Source organism: Paraburkholderia sp. SECH2, from assembly GCF_030464795.1.
Taxonomy (GTDB): Bacteria; Pseudomonadota; Gammaproteobacteria; order Burkholderiales; family Burkholderiaceae; genus Paraburkholderia; species Paraburkholderia aspalathi.
Genome location: NZ_JALPRH010000007.1, coordinates 1 through 17,600, shown reverse-complemented (window position 1 = coordinate 17,600; position 17,600 = coordinate 1). Strand labels below are relative to the sequence as shown.

Here is a 17,600-nt window from a genome sequence, read left to right as displayed (position 1 = left end):
AAGCATCGTCTATTACAGGACCGTGAAAGACTTACCGAAATTTGATGTATCTTTTTGAGATATTTTTTTGAGAAGGGATTGATTTCTTGTTTTGCCCTTCATACAATTCGTCCCAAGCTGTTACGAAATGTAACGCGATGTATCAAAAAGTCGCCATCTGTATCAGGTGGTGACATGTAGCCGGAGGACAACGTTTCCGGCGAGGCATAAAAGACATAACGGCAAAAAAAGCCGACTTAGTAATTCGGGGCTTCGGAAAACAGAAAATGGACCGTAGCAGCGAGACGCTGGATTCAATCCGCGAGATCAACTTGTCTTACATCATGCTCGCGCAACGTATGTTGCGTGAGGACAAACCGGTCGGCATGTTTCGACTGGGACTGTCGTCGGAACTGGCTGATTTGCTAGCCGGGCTGTCGCTCGCGCAGATCGTCAAGCTGGCCGCTTCCGATCAGCTTTTATGCTTCTTCCGCTTCAACGACCACTCGATGTTGTCGGCGTTGACGCAAACGACGAAGCACGCAGCAGTTGCACCGACTCACGCGGCAATCCTGCTTGCAGGCCAGCCTGCTGAGCAGTTTGCTTAATCGAGGTGACCGCGATGCTCAAGCGTAGCCTGACGGAAGACGCACAAGAAGTATTCCGTGCCATCGCGCTGATTGAACTCGGCGCGCGCATGCAGGTGCTCGAAAGCGAGTTGACGCTTTCGCGCGACCGCATGATCCGCCTGTACCGCGAGGTCAAAGGTGTGTCGCCGCCCAAGGGCATGCTGCCTTTCTCGGCGGACTGGTACATGACGTGGCTGGCGAACATCCACGCGTCGTTGTTCTACAACACATACCTGTTCCTGAAGAACGAAGCGCGCTGCTCGCACCTGGATGCGCTGACCAAGGGGTATCGGCTGTATCTGGAACATTGCCAGCACAGCGACTCCGAACCGGTGCTGGATCTCACGCGGGCATGGACGCTGGTGCGTTTCTTCGACGCCGACATCCTGCAGCTGACCAAATGCTGCCGTTGCACCGGCAAGTTCGTCGCGCACAAGCACGACCTCCAACACAACGTGGTGTGTGGCGCATGCCAACCGCCATCGCGCGCCGGCAAGACCAAAAAGGCGGCCGCCGCTCGTCAGGAAGCGCTCGAAGCAGCGCAGATCGCGCAAGCCGCCTGAGTTAAGTGGAATCGATGAGGGCCGGTCCAGCCTGATTCGAACCGAAGCACCTTGGAAAAAGTCCGCCATCCCGCGGACTTTTTTTTGTGTGGTTCTCGCCCTGACACGGACACCTCACATCTAGCAACCGACGCCAGGCACCAGGCGCTACCCCGCTACCCCCCTTTGCCGCATCAGCCGACCAGTCCCACCGTCTGCACCACCAGCCACAGATTCGCCGCACTGATCACCACGAACAGCGACCAGGCGACGAGCCGCGTCGGCAGCCTGTTGGCAAATTCGCCCATCAGAGAACGATCGTTGGTCATGCGGATCAGCGGATAAAGCGCGAACGGCAGTTGCAGGCTCAAGACGACCTGGCTTGCGACCAACAGTTTGCCGACTGCACCGTTGCCCATCATCTGCACGCCGATCAGCGCCGGAATCAAGGCAAGCGCCCGCGTGATAAAGCGCCGCTGCCAGCACGGAATTTTCAGCTTCAGGAAGCCTTCCATGATGACCTGCCCCGCCACCGTGCCGGTGAAGGTCGAACTTTGCCCCGACGCCAACAACGTGATCGCGAACAGCACCGCCGCGAAACCGGTGCCGACGATCGGCGCCAGCAGTTTGTACGCGTCTTCGATTTCGGTGACCTGGTTGTGGCCGGTCGCGTGGAACGCAGCCGCCGCGAGAATCAGGATCGCCATGTTGATCAGCAGCGCAATGATCAGCGAGACGATCGTATCGATGCGCGACATGCCGATCGCCGAGCGGATGCTGGCCGAATCGCGTTTAACCGCGCGGGTCTGCACGATCGACGAATGCAGATAGAGGTTGTGGGGCATCACGGTCGCACCGAGAATGCCGATCGCCAGATACATCGGCTCGCGGCTGCTGAGTGCCTGCCACGAAGGAATCAGCCCTTGCGCGACGGACGGCCAATGCGGCTTCACCAGCGCCAGCTCGATGATGTAACCGACGCCGATGGTCGCGATCAGCCCGAGCATGATCGCTTCAAGGTCGCGAAAATTCTTGCCCTTCAGGCCGAGCACGATCAGCGTATCGAACGCGGTCAGCAACACGCCGGTGGTCAGCGAACATTTGAAGAGCAGGTGGAAAGCCAGCGCGCCGCCGAGCACTTCGGCCAGATCGCAGGCCACGATCGACAGTTCGGCAAGCAGCCACTGAAAGCGCGCGACACCTGGTGAGTAACGCAGTCTCGACAATTCTGCGAGGTCCCGCCCGGTGGCGATGCCGAGCCGCATGCTCAGACATTGCAGCGCCATCGCCGCAAGACTCGACAACATGACGACGAACAACAGGCTGTAGCCGTAACGTGAGCCCGCTTCGATATCGGTGGCCCAGTTGCCGGGGTCCATGTAGCCGATCGAAATCAGCAGGCCTGGCCCCGCGAATTGCAGGATTTTTTTCCAGAACGGCGCGCCTTGCGTAACGGCGACCGTGCCTTGCACCTCGGATGGGCAAAACGGCGCCGTTGCGGTGGTCGGTAATTTGAACTGCAAGCCGGTGGTCTCTTGAAGGGGATAAACCGCGACGCCTCATGCAGGCCGCCGCGAACCGCCTCAAGTGTACAAAGAAACTTCCGGCAATGTCCCGCTTAACGCATAACGGCCGACGTCGCGTACGCGATAGTCGAGTGGATCGTGCAGCGTATGCACGCGAGCGTTGCGCCAGAAGCGGTCGAGCGCGAGTGGCGCGTGGGTGGCGCGCGCGCCGCAGGCATCGAACAGTTTTTCGCTGACGTCGAGCGCGGCGCGGTGCGCGACGATTTTCGCCTCCGAGGTGGCGAGCGCCACCTGTGCACGGGTTTCGGCGTCCAGCGTCGGGCCTTGTTGCCATGCGTCTTCGAGCGCGTAGGCGGCACGCACTGCCAGCGCTTCCGCACTCACCGCCTGCAGACGCATCTCGCCAAAGCGCTGGATCAGGTAAGGATCGTCGGTGGCTTTTTCGACGCCCGAAGATATCCACGGCTTGCCGTACTGCGTGACATAGGCGCGTGCTTCTTCGAGCGCGCCCTGCGCGATGCCGACGAACAGATTGATCAGCACCTGCTGCGAGATCAGCGTGCGGAGGCTCGCGTATGAGGTGTCGGCCCGCTCCAGCACCTCGTGCGGTTCAACCTTAACGCGCGCAAAGGAGACGCTGCCGCTATCGGTTTGCCGTTGACCGATCGGATTCCAGTCTTCGTGAACGGTAATGCCTTCACGCGCGGTTGGCACCACCGCGAACACCGCTTTGCCGGCGACCGGATCGTGCCCGGAAACCGTCATCATGTGCGAGCCGCGCGTGCCCGAACAAAATCCTTTCTGCCCATCTAAAAGATAGCCACCGTCGGCGGTTGCGCTTGCAACGAGTCGCGTGTCGAGCGGATTGACCGCATTGCCCCACCACCAGCGCTCTTCCACGGTGCCGCCCAGATAGCGGGCACGTTGTTCCGGGTTGCCCCATACATTGACGCTGACCACCTGCAGGCACGTGAAGCCAAGCAGATGCGCGAGCGCACTGTCGACTCGCGCGATCTGGCGGATCGTCTCGTAGATCTCGGGCCAGCGCGTGCCTGAACCGCCGAATTCACGCGGTACGGCTAGCGTGAGCAGTCCCGCGTCGGCGATCCATTGTTTTTCCTGCGCGGCGTGACCGCCGTCGCGATCGCGCTGAACCGCGCTGGCGCGCAACGCATCGAGCAAGCCGGTCAGATCGCGCACCACAGGCGCAGCGCCGGTTTGCAGCGGTTGCAGCGCCTCGGGATGTCGAGGTTCGTTCATGCAATGTCCACGTGGAGAAGTTTGGCGAGCGGGAGTCTCGCTGCGCCCAGCGTCGCAAATAGGATGATAGACCGTGGCGTCAGCGCTGAAAACGTGGGCCGCAAGCGCGTATTCGTCATGCAAATAGCGGGCGAAAGGCGAAGATCATGCGCGTTGCGCAAGCCGTCGCACGAAGCGATCGCCGACGAACTGCACCGCCGTCACAATCACGATCAGCAATGCGATCACCGTCACCATCACGGTCGTATCGAAACGCTGATAGCCGTAGCGGATCGCCAGATCGCCGAGACCACCGGCGCCCACCGCGCCCGCCATGGCCGAGGAACCGATCATCGCCACCACCGTGATCGTGAAGCCGCCGAGAATGCCCGGCAGCGCTTCAGGCAGCAGCACATGCCGGATGATATGCCGGCGCTGCGCGCCCATTGCCTGCGCGGCTTCGATCAAACCGCGGTCCACTTCGCGCAAGCTCACTTCGGCCACGCGCGCAAAAAAAGGAATCGCTGCGATGCTGAGCGGCACGATGGCGGCCCATACGCCGATCGTCGTGCCGATCAGCAAACGCGTGAGCGGCAACAGCGCGACCAGCAAAATGATGAACGGCGTGGAGCGGAACGCATTGACGAGCGCGCCGAGTGTGCTGTTCACCACACGCTTTTCAAAGATGCCGCCGCGTGTGGTGGTAACCAGCACCAGTGCAAGGGGAATGCCGATCAGCGCCGCTACGAAGGCCGATACGCCGACCATGACGATGGTGTCGCGAATGGCATCTGCGAGTTCCGAGAGCCAGAGGTCAGACATAACCGAGCACCTCGACGTGATTGGCATAGTGACGCGCACGCTCGAGCAGCGTCGCGATCTGCTTTTGCACCGTGCCTTCCGCGTCCGCGCGCACCTCCGCCGACACTACCAGACGCCCCTGCGCGTGCCCCTGAATCCGGTCGATGCCGCCATGCACGAAACTCACGCGGCCACCTTCAATGCTCAATGCGGACGTCAACCCGCCCAGGTCAGGCTCACGCGCATCGTTGCCGGTGAAGCGCACGTCGAGCAGAATCTGCGCATCCGCTTGTTCGATCTCGTGCAACGGTTTGACGCGCGCGGCGAGATCCGCAGGCAGATCATGCACAAGGGTCCGCAGCAACGCGCGCGTCGCATCATGCTGTGAGTCGCCGAATACGCGCCACACCGGCCCCGTCTCCACCACCTCACCGCGTTCGATCACGGCCACCGTATCGCAGACCTCGCGAATGACCTGCATTTCGTGCGTAATCAGCACGATGGTCAGGTTGAGCCGCTGATTGATATCGCGCAGCAACGCGAGAATGGCTTGCGTCGTTTCAGGATCGAGTGCGGAGGTTGCCTCGTCGCACAGCAGTATGTCCGGGTCGGTCACAAGGGCGCGCGCAATCCCGACGCGCTGTTTCTGGCCGCCGGACAAACTCGCCGGATAGGCATCGCGCTTGGTCGACAGGCCGACGAGTTCGAGCAAGGCGTCAACCTTTTTGTCGATCGCAGCTTTAGGCGCGCCGGCGATTTTTAGCGGCAACGCAATGTTCTCGCGCACCGTCTTCGCGGAGAGTAAATTGAAGTGCTGGAACACCATGCCGATGCGCCGTCGCAGCGTGACCAGCCCGCGTTCGTCGAGCTCGCCGACACTCACGCCATTCACGCGCACGGCGCCGGAACTCGGCTTTTCCAGACCATTGACGAGCCGCAGCAGGGTCGATTTGCCTGCGCCGCTTCGGCCGATAATGCCGAACACTTCACCTCGCGCCACCTTCAGCGTGACGTTCGCCAGCGCGGCAGTCGACACACCGCGCGTGTTGGCGAACACCTTGCCCACGTCGTCGAATACGACGGCTTCTTGCGCGGCATCGGCCGCATCACGATTCAAGGCGAGGGACGGTGCGTCTTCAATGAATTGCGGCGTGTCGAAAAGATGAGCCATGGCTTCGTTCCTCTCAAGCGTCCACGGTGGATCGCGCGCCGCTTTGCGTAATTGGTACATTACGCCGATGCTGCGCGCCGGCATGCACCTCAGGCAGTCGCGCGCGGCCGCCGCCGAAAAGCTTTTCGCGCAGCGTCGGCGCCGGATCGTAGTCTTCCTTGTAGACGCCGCGATTCTGCAATTCCGGCACCACCAGGTCGACAAAGTCTTCGAACGATTCAGGCATGACCGTACGCGTCAGATTGAATCCGTCAACGCCGGCCTCTTCTATCCACGACACCAGCTCGTCCGCGATCTGCTGCGGCGACCCGACTACGGGCTTCGCGCGGCCGCCGAGCGTCATCTGTTCGAGCACCTTGCGTTTGGTCCATACACCGCTCACGCTCTTCTTCGAAATCGCTTCAACGGCCGATTGCATCGATTCGGTCTTCACATACGAAATCGGCTCGTCCAGTTCGTACTGTGAGAAGTCGATGCCGGTCGAACTGGAGAAATGCGCAATGCCACCCTCAGCGCTCGCATAACGCCGGTACTCTTCGAATTTTTCCTGCGCAGCGCGTTCTGTTTCGCCGACTACAACGGTGATGCCGGCAAAGATCTTGATATCGTCCGGCGCGCGGCCGAAGCTAACCGCCCGTGCGCGAATGTCGTCGACAATGGAACGCGCGAGCTGCTTGTTCTGGCCACCGACAAATACGCATTCCGCGTGACGCGCCGCGAAATCAACGCCCCGGCTCGACGAACCCGCCTGATACAACACCGGCGTGCGTTGCGGCGACGGCTCGCTCAGATGAATGGCGTCGATCGAATAGTACGGACCGTCGTGTTTCACACGATGCACCTTGTCAGGATGCGAGAAGATACGCGCCTCGCGATCGCGCACTACCGCGTCGTCTTCCCAGCTTTGCTCCCACAGCTTGTAGACCACGTCCATGTAATCGTCCGCGCGATCGTAACGATCGTCGTGGCTAATCTGTTGTGCGAGACCCATGCCGCGCGCGGCGCTGTCCAGATAGCCGGTGACAATGTTCCAGCCCACCCGGCCCTTCGTCAGGTGATCCAGCGTCGACATGCGGCGCGCGAACAGGTACGGCGGCTCGTAAGTGAGATTCGACGTGACGCCGAAGCCAATATGCTTCGTCACGTGTGCCATCGCGGGCACGATCAGCGAGGGATCGTTGATCGGAATCTGCACCGATTCGCGCAACGGAGTTTCCGGGCCGCCCTGATAAACGTCGTATACGCCGACGATATCCGCGAGAAAGATCCCGTCGAACTTGCCGCGCTCGAGCGTTTGCGCGAGGCTCGTCCAGTAGTCGAGGTCGGTGTAATGCGCCGAGCGGTCGCGCGGATGCGTCCACAGACCATGATTGATGTGACCGACCGCATTCATATTGAACGCGTTCAGCAGGATCTTTTTCTTCGCCATCGTGCGGCTCCTTGCTGGTTGCAACGTTGCTAGCGGCGCGCCTTACCAGGCGACGGCGTAGAGGCTGCCGAAGGCTTTGTCGAGCGCCGCGCGCACAGCGGGCGAATGCTGATAGATCGAGATGAACTTGCGGATACGCGGATCATTTGCGCTTTCCGGACGCACGACCCACTGGATCGCGTAGTTCTTGTTTTCCAGACCGTCGAACAACAATGCGCTATTCGGGTCGGTGGTGCCCGCGAGCTTGATGAAGCTCGGGTAGCCTTGGGCGAGATCGACGTCGTCGAGCGAGCGGGCCAATTGCGAGGCCTCGAGCTGAACGATCTTCAGGTGCTTCGGGTTGTCGATGATGTCCAGCGTCGTAGCGCGATAGTCAATGCCCGGCGTCAGCTTGATGAGACCGGCGCGTTGCAGCAACAACAGACCACGACCGCCGTTGACCGGATCGTTAGCGATGGCAACGGTGGCGCCGTCTTTCAATTCATCGAAGCGTTTGATCTTTTTCGAATACAGGCCGATCTTCATGATCGTGCCCGGTGCGATTGCGACGAAGTTATAACCGCCCTGCTTCTTTGCGTTCTCGAGAAACGGGATGTGCTGGAAATAGTTGACGTCGATATCCTTGTTGGCGAGCGCCGCATTCGGCGTATTCCAGTCAGTGAACTCGATGATCTTCACGTCCAGCCCTTGCTCTTTCGCTTCGCGCGCGGCGACTTTGAGCGCCTCGATTTGCGGGCTGGTGGCGGTGCCGATTTTCAGCGTGGGAGTGTCTGCCGCGAACGCGGGCGTAGCGGACAACGTTAGCGCGAGGCCGAACGCGCCGAGGAACGTCAGCGTCCGCGCCTTGAAAAAACGCCGTGCAGTGGTCAGAGAAATGCGCATGGTGAACTCGTTAGGATGGGGGGCGTGGTGTGTTTCGAGGCGAGCCGGTCCCGCGGCATGCGGGCAGGCGCGCCGAAATCGGTCGGACAACAGAAATCTGCAGCGCGCGGTTTAACCGGCGTGCGGCAGCGATAGAACGCGCGGGCGGATCAGCGCGGACAGCGGCAGGTCGGACAGGTCATCGCCTCTCTCCAGATGAGGTGCGAATCATCATAGACGGCGGGAAACCGGCGGTCTACGAACGGATTTTTGGAAGGAAAGCCGGAAAAATGATTTGGGGCTTGCCCCATGGAGCAGGCACACCACGTCACCAAAGAAAAAACGCCGGGCCGCGCTTTCGCGCAACCCGGCGTTCTTCACCAGCCAACAAACTAAAACTAAACCTAAACCTTAGCGCTTCGCCACCTGTTCCACCGACGCAGAAGCAGACGTAGACGTAGAAGCAGACGCACCAACCGCACCCGAAGCCGGCGCAACCGCCCCCACCGCCTCATCGCCCGCAGGCTTCACATCACCCCAGCCGCCGCCCAGCGCGCGAATCAGATTGACCGTCGCCACCGCCTGCGTACCCGACAGATGGCTCGCCTGCAGTTGCGATGTCAGCACCTGCCGCTCGCCGTCGATCACATCCAGATAGCTGACCGCGCCTTCCGTGTACTGTGTGCGCGACAGATGCGCCGCGCGTTGCGAGGCCACGACTGCATCGTTCTGCTCGCGAATCTGATCGTCGAGCAAACGCAGATCGGCAAGGTTGTCCTCGGCCTCACGGAACGCCACCAGCACCTGTTGACGATACTGCGCGACATCTTCGTCGTACTTCGAGCGAGCTTGCGCGAGGTTTGCCTTGCGGCGGCCACCGTCGAACAAAGGCAACGTTAGCGCGGTACCGGCGAATGGCCCGAGAATAAACGCGCGGCTCGACCACTTGAACAGATCGCCCAGCGTCGCCGATTCAAAACCAGCCGCACCCGTGATATCGAGCTTCGGGAAGAACGCCGACTTCGCCAGACCGACCCGCGCATTCGCCGCCATCATCGCCCGCTCCGCCGCCGAAATGTCCGGCCGACGTTCGAGCAGCGCCGAAGGCAAACCTGGCGGCACACGCACCGTCACCGGCACGAGCGGTGCCTCCGCGAACGAGAAATCCGCCGGCGGCTTGCCGAGCAGAATCGCCAGGCTGTGCTCGGAGGCCGCGCGCTGACGTGCCACACCAACTGCATCGGCACGCGCACTCGCCAGTTCGTTGCGAGAGCGCGAAACATCCAGCTCGCCGATATCGCCTTCCTTGAAACGGCGTTCGACCAGCTTCAGCGTGTCCTCGCGCAACGCCACGGTACGGCGGTACAGATCCTGATCCGTGTCGAGCTCGCGCAACTGGAAGTAGTTCTGCGCAACGTCGGCTTGCAACGACAACTGCACAGACCGGAACAACGCTTCACTTTGCTGCTCGTCCGCCCGCGACGCATTCACGTTCGAACCAACCCGCCCGAACAGATCGGTTTCATACGATGCGCCAACCTGCGCACGCCAAATCGTGCCGTTCGTCCCGCCCGCACTATCCGGCTGAAACTGCGAGGCCGCCGATGCCCGTTCACGCGTCGGGCCGAAGCCCGCGTCGAACTTCGGGAACCAGTCCGACTTCGCCGCTTGCGTCACCGCACGCGCCTGCTGCACGCGCGCTGCAGCCGCCTTCAAGTCCTGATTCGCGGCAGCCGCCTGTTCTTCCAGCGCGTTCAACTGCGGGTCGCCGAAAATCGTCCACCATTCGCCGCGATGCGCGTCGTCGGCGGGCTGAGCCTGCTTCCAGGTGCCCGTGTCCTGCGGCGATGCGGCGGAGGTAGCCGATGTAGCCGACGCTCCGGACGCAGCCGACGCAGCAGTCGGCGTTTCCTTGAACGCAGCCGGCGTATCCACGTCGGGCCGCTTATACGTGGGCTCCACGGAGCAGGCCGCGAGCAACGCCAGCAGCAAACCGCTGGCAGCCGCTCTGCCCCACCCGCTTAAAGATTCAAAACGCTTCATTATTATTTTCTCCTCAGGCGTCCGTCACCGGCGCACCAAGGTGCGGCGCGTCTTTCTGCGCGACGTGAATCGTCCCGCCCGCCAGCGTACGCAGCACCACATAGAACACAGGGGTCAGCATCAGGCCGAACAGCGTCACGCCGAGCATGCCGAAGAACACCGCGATACCCATCGCGTGGCGCATCTCCGAACCCGCTCCGCTCGAGAGCACCAGCGGCACCACACCCATGATGAAAGCGATCGACGTCATCAGAATCGGACGCAGACGCAAGCGGCTCGCCTCGATCGCCGCCGCCAGCGGCGTACGCCCGTCATGTTCGAGTTCGCGAGCGAACTCGACGATCAGAATCGCGTTCTTCGCCGACAGCCCCACCAGCACCATCAAACCGATCTGCGTGAAGATGTTGTTGTCACCGCCCGTGAGCCACACACCGGTCAGCGCAGACAGCACGCTCATCGGCACGATCAGAATCACCGCGAGCGGCAACGTCAGGCTTTCATACAACGCAGCCAGCACGAGGAACACGAGCAGCACGCTGATCGGGAACACCCACAGGCCCGCATTGCCGGCGATGATCTGCTGATACGTCAGGTCGGTCCATTCGAGCTTCACGCCATGCGGCAAGGTTTCCGCCGCCACGCGTTCGGCCGCGGCTTGCGCCTGGCCCGATGAGAAGCCCGGCGCCGGACCACCGTTGATGTCGGCAGCCGTATAGCCGTTGTAACGCACCACCATTTCCGGACCGTACGTGGGCGTCACCGTCACCAGCGACGACAACGGCACCATGTCACCTGCAGCGTTGCGCGTCTTCAGTTGCAGGATGTCATCGGCACGTTGACGGAACGGCGCATCAGCCTGCACCCGCACCTGATACACACGGCCGAAGCGGTTGAAGTCGTTCACATACAGCGAGCCCAGATAGATCTGCATCGTGTTGAACACGTCCGTGACCGGCACGCCGAGTTGCTTGGCTTTCACGCGATCCAGGTCGACGTTCAATTGCGGCACGTTGATCTGATAGCTCGAGAACGTCGGTCCGAGTTCAGGCGTTTGCGCTGCCTTCTTCACGAACGCTTCCGCAGCCTTGTTCAACTCTGCGTAGCCCACCGCACCATGATCTTCCAACTGCATCTTGAAGCCGCCCAGCGTACCCAGGCCAAGCACAGGAGGTGGCGGAAACACCGCGACGAACGAATCCTTGATCGCGCCGTACTGCTGGTTCAACGCACCGGCAATCGTGCCGGCCGAGAGTTTCTTGTTGCCACGCTCCTTGAAAGGCTTCAGCGTGACGAACACGATGCCCGCGCTCGAACTATTGGTGAAGCCGTTCACCGACAAACCAGGGAACGCCACCGCGCTTTCCACGCCAGGCTGCTTCAAGGCAATCGCACTCATGTCGCGGATCACCTTTTCCGTGCGGTCCAGCGATGCACCGTTCGGCAATTGCGCAAACGCAATCAGGTATTCCTTGTCCTGCGCCGGCACGAAACCGCCCGGCACGACGCGCGAGATCAGCACCGTTGCACCCAGCAGGATCGCGTAGACCGCGAGCATCGCGCCCTTACGACGCAGCACGCCTTTCACGCCACGGCCGTATTCCGTCGAGCCGCGATGGAACACCTTGTTGAAGCCCTTGAAGAAGCGGCCCAGCACGCGATTCATCACACGCGTCAGGAAGTCTTCCTTGGCACCATGGCCACGCAACAGCATCGCGGACAACGCCGGCGACAACGTCAGCGAGTTGAACGCCGAGATCACCGTCGAGATCGCGATGGTCATCGCGAACTGCTTGTAGAACTGACCCGTCAAGCCGGTCATGAAAGCGAGCGGCACGAACACGGCAACCAGCGTCAGCGCGATGGCGATAATCGGCCCGCTCACTTCCTGCATGGCCTTATAAGTCGCATCGCGCGCACTGAGCCCATTTTCGATGTTCCGCTCGACGTTCTCCACCACCACGATCGCATCGTCCACCACGATCCCGATGGCCAGCACCATCCCGAACAACGACAACGCGTTGATCGAGAAGCCGAACGCCAGCAGCAACGAGAACGTACCGACAATCGACACCGGCACTGCGATCAACGGAATGATCGACGCACGCCACGTCTGCAGGAACACGATCACCACGATCACCACCAGCGCGATCGCTTCGAGCAGGGTGTGAATCACCGCCTCGATACTCGAGCGCACGAACTGCGTCGGGTCATAGACGATCTTGTATTCGACGCCTGCCGGCATGTCTTCCGCCAGTTCCTTCATCGCGGAACGAACCTGGTCGGAAATCGCGAGCGAGTTCGCGCCCGGCGCCTGGTTGATAGCGAGCGCCACAGCAGGCTTGTTGTCGAGCAGCGAACGCAGGCCGTATTCCGACGCCGCCAGTTCGACGCGTGCGATATCACGCAGGTATGTCACGCCGCCATCCGGCGCAGTTTTGACGATGATGTCGCCGAATTCGCCCTCAGTCTTCAAACGACCACGCGCATTCACCGACAACTGCAGTTGCGTGCCCGGCACCGAAGGCGATGCGCCGATCACACCGGCTGCCACTTGAATGTTCTGCTCACGGATTGCGTTGACCACTTCGGTCGCCGTCAAGCCACGCTGTGCGACTTTCTGCGGATCGAGCCAGACACGCATCGCGTAGTCGCCTGAACCCCACAACTGCACTTCGCCGACGCCCTGAATCCGCGCCAGGCGGTCCTTGACGTTGAGCAACGCGTAGTTGCGCAGGTACGTCATGTCGTAGCGATTGTTCGGCGAGATCAGGTGGACCACCATCGTCAGCGTCGGCGAACTCTTGATGGTCGTGATGCCAAGCCGTTGCACGTCTTCCGGCAGGCGCGGCAGCGCCTGGTTGACGCGGTTCTGCACGAGCTGCGTCGCCAGGTCCGGATTGGTGCCGAGCTTGAAGGTCACCGTCAGCGTGAGATTGCCGTCGCTATTGGCTTGCGACTGCATGTACAGCATGTTCTCAACGCCGTTGATCTGCTCTTCAAGCGGCGCCGCAACGGCCTCCGCGATCACTTTCGGGTTGGCGCCCGGATATTGCGCGTGCACCACCACCGAAGGCGGCACCACTTCCGGGTACTCCGAAATCGGCAGCTTGAAGAGCGAAATAATGCCCCCCAGCAGGATCAATACCGATAGCACGCCGGCAAAGATCGGTCGATCGATGAAGAATTTGGATATGTTCATGGGAAGCTCTTAACGTTGGAGCATGCGCCTGCTACGGCCGTCAACGTGACTGGCCAAGCGCGGCGCACGAGACTCACGAATTCTTGTCCGCTGCTTTTGCTCGCGTCTGCGCAAGCGGCGCGCTGTTCGGATCCTGATCGGTGGTCATGGGCACCATGTGAGCGCGCACTGCATCGCCCGGACGTACGCGCTGGACACCGTTCACGACAATCCGGTCGGTTGCCTGCAAACCGCCCTTGACGACGCGCAGGTTGCCCTGCATGCCGCCCACCGCGATTTCCCGGTACACGACGTGGTTGCTCTGATCGACCACCAGCACGAACTTCTTGTCCTGATCGGTGCCCACTGCGGCGTCGTCGATCAGCAGTGCCGGATGCGGCTCGCTGCCGCCGACCTTCACGCGTGCATAGAGACCTGGGATCAATGCACCGTCCTGGTTATCGAAGCGCGCACGCACCCGGATCGTGCCGGACGACGTATCCAGCCGGTTGTCGACGGATTCGATCGTGCCGCTGCGCGAGTAGCCGCTTTCATCCGCCAGCCCCAGGTCCACCGGCACCTTGCTGCCATCCTTCGCGCGGCTCAGGTACTGCAGATAGGTTTGTTCGTCGACGTCGAACGATGCGTAGATCGGCGAAACCGACACCAGCGTGGTCAACGGCGCCGCGCTTGCACCCGCCGACACCACATTGCCCACCGTGATTTCCGCACGCGAGACGCGGCCCGACACCGGCGCGACGATCTTCGTGTAGCCGAGATTGATACGCGCGGTTTCGACGGCGGCTTGCGCGGCCTTCAGGTTGGCGCTCGCTTCGCGCGCGGCGTTCTGCTTCTCGTCATAGTCGCGCTTGGCGATCGCGTTGTCGGCGATCAGGCGTTGCGCACGCTCCCAATCGCTTTGCGTATAGCCCGTACGCGCCTGCGCCGCCGCGACCTGTGCTTCGGTGCGATCGACTTCAGCCGCGTACGGCCGCGGATCGATGACGAACAGCGTGTCGCCCTTCTTCACGAGGGCGCCGTCCTTGAAATTGACGGACACGATCGTGCCCGGCACTTGCGAACGGACGTCCACTTTTTCGACCGCTTCGAGGCGGCCCGAATAGCTTTGCCAGTCGGTGATGGTCTTTTGCACCACGGTGGCCACGTCGACTTCCGGCACGATGGTCGGCGCAGCAGGCGAGCTCGCGTCGACGCGGATCGCGCCGAACGTACCCAGCCCGGCCACCACGATGACGGCTAGCACGGCAATCGCCACACGGCGACGGGAAAGAGGAAGGATGGTCATGAGAAGCTCCCGGTATCGTTGATTAAAGTTTTGCTTATTGGTGTCTCAGCGATGGGCGCGTGCATCGAAGCGCCACTGAAAAAATCGCACCGCTTCCTGCAAGGCGGGCGGATGGTCGGCCAACGCGGCGTGCGAAACGCTGGGATAGCGGACCACCTGGGTCAGCACACCCGCGTCGATCAGACCGCTCGCGTATTTCTCCGCTTCCACGTGCAGCACGTCGTTTTGCGCCGTCGCGATCAGCGTGGCCGGCAGGCCCGCGAGGCGCGACGATTCGAGCGGCGCGGCATACGGATGCATGCGTTGCGACGCTTGCGGCAGATACGCGCGATAACACGCCGCGCATTCCTTCGCGGTGATATCTGAGCCGAGGCGCTTTTCGTCGCCGAGGCGCGTCAGGCTTGGATCGAGCATCGGTCCGAACAGCGCTTGCGCCGCAATGCGCACGTCGCCGCGATCACGCGCGATGAAAGCGAGGCAGTTGGCCAACTGCCCGCCGGCATCGTGGCCCGCCACGCCGACCTTCTTGCTATTGCCGCCGAACGCGCGTGCTCGTGTCTGCACCCACAGCGCCGCGCGATGGGCGTCTTCAGGCGCCGCCGGAAACGGAAACTGCGGCGCCAGCGAATAACCGACCGAAACGACCAGAGCCGGTAAGTGTTCTGCGAAATACCGGGCGGCGAAGTCCGCCTGATCGATCGAACCCTTGGTAAATCCGCCACCGTGGAAGTAAAGCAATACCGGCAGTGCGGCTTTCTGTGCCTGGCGGTACAAACGCAACGTAATGTCCTGTGCGTGCCCTTCGATCTGCACGTCAGTGACGTCGAGTGCCGTGCTGTCAGCCTGTGCCGGGCCGCTGCCGGCGGGCACAAACGAGTACGGCGGTTTAAATGCATCCATGTCGAGCCGCGCAATGCGCATAGAACTTCAATGGTGCGAATTGTGGGTTCGGCAGACTCGTAAATAAATGCCTATAATCCGGCAACACAATTCGGCGCCCCTGAACAATCGAATGCGATTGCTCTGCGGATTCGATTCCTGCTCGGTGCGTCCGCCCCTTTCTGGAGGTTTGCAATGGACCGGCTTCAGGCCATGCAAGTGTTCACGCGCGTCGTCGACACCAACAGCTTTACCCGCGCGGCGGAAACGCTCGATCTGCCACGCGCATCAGTTACCACCATCATTCAGAACCTCGAAGCGTTCCTCGGCACGCGTTTGATGCACCGGACCACGCGGCGTTTGTCGCTGACGCCGGACGGCGCGGCGTATTACGAACGCTGCGTGCGCATCCTCGCGGACGTCGAAGAGACCGAGGCCAGCTTCCAGAGCGGCAATAAAAAGCCTCACGGCAAGCTGCGCATCGACATGCCGGGATCGATCGGGCGTTTGCTCGTGATCCCTTCGCTGTGTGAATTCCACACGCGTTACCCGGACATCGACCTGCAGCTCGGATTGACGGACCGGCCCGTCGATCTGCTGCAGGAAGGCGTGGATTGCGTGGTGCGGGTGGGCGCGCTACAGGATTCCTCGCTGGTGGCGCGCCGTATCGGTCTGTTCGAGGGCGTGACATGCGCGGCCCCCAGCTACATCGAGCGGGCGGGCATGCCGACTTCGCTCGAAGACCTCGAGAATCACAAAGCAGTCAATTATTTTTCGAGCCGCACGGGGCGCACGATCGATTGGGCCTTCATGGTTGATGGCAAAGAAGTCGAAGTGAAGATGAAGAGCATTGTGTCGGTGAACGACGCCGATGCTTACGTAACGTGCGGTCTGGAAGGCTTCGGCCTGTTTCAGCCGGCGCTCTTCATGGTGCTGCCGCATCTGCGTTCGGGACAGCTGGTTGAAGTGTTGCCGGAGCTGAAACCTTTGCCGATGCCGATTTCCGCAGTCTATCCGCACAGTCGGCATCTGTCGCCTAAAGTCCGTGTTTTCGTAGACTGGATTGCCGAGCTGTTCGACCGCTGCCCGTTGCTGAGCGGACGCGGCAGTCTCGACGCGATGTGCACGAAGCGCACTTTCGAAGAACGCGAATCTGCTCCGATAGCCGACACGCCGGTGATAACGGAGTGGGTTGCCTGATTCGCGTGAGTTGAAGCACAGATTATGGAAAAGTGAATTTCAACCGCGGCTCTAATGCCGCGGTTGCCCTGCAGTAACCGGATAAGGCGTACGTCGTCGCGATTGTTCTAGATTCGCGACAATTCATTTCGCGAAAGTGCGATTTATCCGCATCACCTCGAAGTCTACATTTCATCCTGTCGCAGCGCCGCTCGTGCTGCAAACGAATCGACAGGAGTGAATCATGAAGCGCAATCTCCTAGCAGGTCTGGCTCTGTCGCTGCTTGCCAGCGCACCGGTGTTTGCTCAAAGCAACGGTGGGGGCATTGGGCATGCTGGCACTTACCAAACGTTGCCTGCTCCGACTACCGTCGGCAAAACGCGTGCTGAAGTTAATGCTGAACTGGTCGCTGCGTATCGCGATGGTTCGCTGCCTGCGTTGAATCGTACGTCGTATCCGAATAAAGGTCTGATTGGTCAGACGCAGGCTGCGCGCATTGCATTGCAGGAAGGGACTAGTGGCGATGTTACTCGCGTGGCGAATGGGCAGTAAGGCGAATGCGCCGCGATGATTCGGTTTCCAAAAGAAATTTTCATCGCGGTGGGTTGTTTGCACTCTTTATAAAGGAGCATGTTATGACACCGTCTGAACTTGATGATTGGGATGTGGATGTGGGGGCGTGGGTGCCATTTCGGGCGCCGCAGCGGTAAGGCTTTGGTTTTTGTTTTTGCCTTCGCGGCGCTTGTTTGTCAGTGTTCTTAGGACTTTGGCCTTTCCTTGATTTGTTAGTGGTTTATTAGCGTTCCCCCTGTGCGGGGGGGCACCTACTTTTCTTTG

Annotated in this window: 15 protein-coding genes; 4 read left to right on the top strand and 11 right to left on the bottom strand. The window is 61.0% G+C overall.

Features of this window, described 5'->3' with window-relative positions; all coding sequences use genetic code 11:
- Positions 1-266: 266 nt before the first annotated feature.
- The gene (gene flhD, locus M0D66_RS14375; protein ID WP_028194930.1) at positions 267-587 is read left to right on the top strand and encodes a flagellar transcriptional regulator FlhD; all 321 of its coding nucleotides are present in this window, start codon (positions 267-269) and stop codon (positions 585-587) included.
- 14 nt (positions 588-601) lie between these two features.
- A complete protein-coding gene (flhC, locus tag M0D66_RS14370) occupies positions 602-1,171 on the top strand; it encodes a flagellar transcriptional regulator FlhC (protein WP_054039111.1) in 570 nt (189 codons plus the stop codon).
- 173 nt (positions 1,172-1,344) lie between these two features.
- Here flhC and M0D66_RS14365 read toward each other — a convergent pair whose 3' ends face one another.
- The 10 genes from M0D66_RS14365 to M0D66_RS14320 form a co-directional block, all read right to left on the bottom strand.
- Entirely contained in the window at positions 1,345-2,673 is a 1,329-nt protein-coding gene (locus M0D66_RS14365; RefSeq protein WP_093634709.1) for an Nramp family divalent metal transporter, read from the bottom strand.
- A 60-nt stretch (positions 2,674-2,733) separates the two neighbouring features.
- Positions 2,734-3,936: an acyl-CoA dehydrogenase family protein gene (locus M0D66_RS14360; protein ID WP_211707145.1), complete on the bottom strand. Its 1,203-nt coding sequence runs from the start codon at positions 3,934-3,936 to the stop codon at positions 2,734-2,736.
- Positions 3,937-4,080: 144 nt separating this feature from the next.
- Positions 4,081-4,737 (bottom strand): methionine ABC transporter permease, encoded by a 657-nt coding sequence (locus tag M0D66_RS14355; RefSeq protein WP_093634711.1) that lies wholly within the window; start codon positions 4,735-4,737, stop codon positions 4,081-4,083.
- Complete coding sequence (locus tag M0D66_RS14350) at positions 4,730-5,887, bottom strand: methionine ABC transporter ATP-binding protein (RefSeq protein WP_211707146.1); 1,158 nt, start codon at positions 5,885-5,887, stop codon at positions 4,730-4,732. The genes M0D66_RS14355 and M0D66_RS14350 overlap by 8 nt, the downstream gene beginning before the upstream one ends.
- A 13-nt stretch (positions 5,888-5,900) precedes the next feature.
- The gene (locus M0D66_RS14345) at positions 5,901-7,316 is read right to left on the bottom strand and encodes an LLM class flavin-dependent oxidoreductase (RefSeq protein WP_211707147.1); all 1,416 of its coding nucleotides are present in this window, start codon (positions 7,314-7,316) and stop codon (positions 5,901-5,903) included.
- 42 nt (positions 7,317-7,358) lie between these two features.
- Positions 7,359-8,198, bottom strand: coding sequence for a MetQ/NlpA family ABC transporter substrate-binding protein (locus M0D66_RS14340; protein ID WP_200651457.1), 840 nt, complete (start codon positions 8,196-8,198; stop codon positions 7,359-7,361).
- 390 nt (positions 8,199-8,588) lie between these two features.
- Positions 8,589-10,220: an efflux transporter outer membrane subunit gene (locus M0D66_RS14335; protein WP_200618266.1), complete on the bottom strand. Its 1,632-nt coding sequence runs from the start codon at positions 10,218-10,220 to the stop codon at positions 8,589-8,591.
- Positions 10,221-10,233: 13 nt separating this feature from the next.
- Positions 10,234-13,419, bottom strand: a complete 3,186-nt coding sequence (locus M0D66_RS14330) for an efflux RND transporter permease subunit (RefSeq protein ID WP_211707148.1) — start codon at positions 13,417-13,419, stop codon at positions 10,234-10,236.
- 73 nt (positions 13,420-13,492) lie between these two features.
- The gene (locus tag M0D66_RS14325; RefSeq protein WP_093634717.1) at positions 13,493-14,704 is read right to left on the bottom strand and encodes an efflux RND transporter periplasmic adaptor subunit; all 1,212 of its coding nucleotides are present in this window, start codon (positions 14,702-14,704) and stop codon (positions 13,493-13,495) included.
- 45 nt (positions 14,705-14,749) lie between these two features.
- Positions 14,750-15,604 carry an alpha/beta hydrolase gene (locus M0D66_RS14320; RefSeq protein ID WP_200618264.1) on the bottom strand — a complete coding sequence of 285 codons (855 nt, stop codon included), beginning with the start codon at positions 15,602-15,604 and terminating at the stop codon, positions 14,750-14,752.
- 174 nt (positions 15,605-15,778) lie between these two features.
- On the opposite strand from M0D66_RS14320, the gene M0D66_RS14315 reads away from it, so the two are divergent.
- Positions 15,779-16,783 (top strand): LysR family transcriptional regulator, encoded by a 1,005-nt coding sequence (locus M0D66_RS14315; RefSeq protein WP_093634718.1) that lies wholly within the window; start codon positions 15,779-15,781, stop codon positions 16,781-16,783.
- 223 nt (positions 16,784-17,006) lie between these two features.
- On the top strand, positions 17,007-17,315 hold the full coding sequence (locus M0D66_RS14310) for a DUF4148 domain-containing protein (RefSeq protein ID WP_054039092.1): 309 nt from the start codon (positions 17,007-17,009) through the stop codon (positions 17,313-17,315).
- Between the two features lie 81 nt (positions 17,316-17,396).
- Here M0D66_RS14310 and M0D66_RS14305 read toward each other — a convergent pair.
- Positions 17,397-17,600: hypothetical protein (locus M0D66_RS14305; protein ID WP_266210939.1), on the bottom strand; the 204-nt coding region annotated here is incomplete at its 5' end.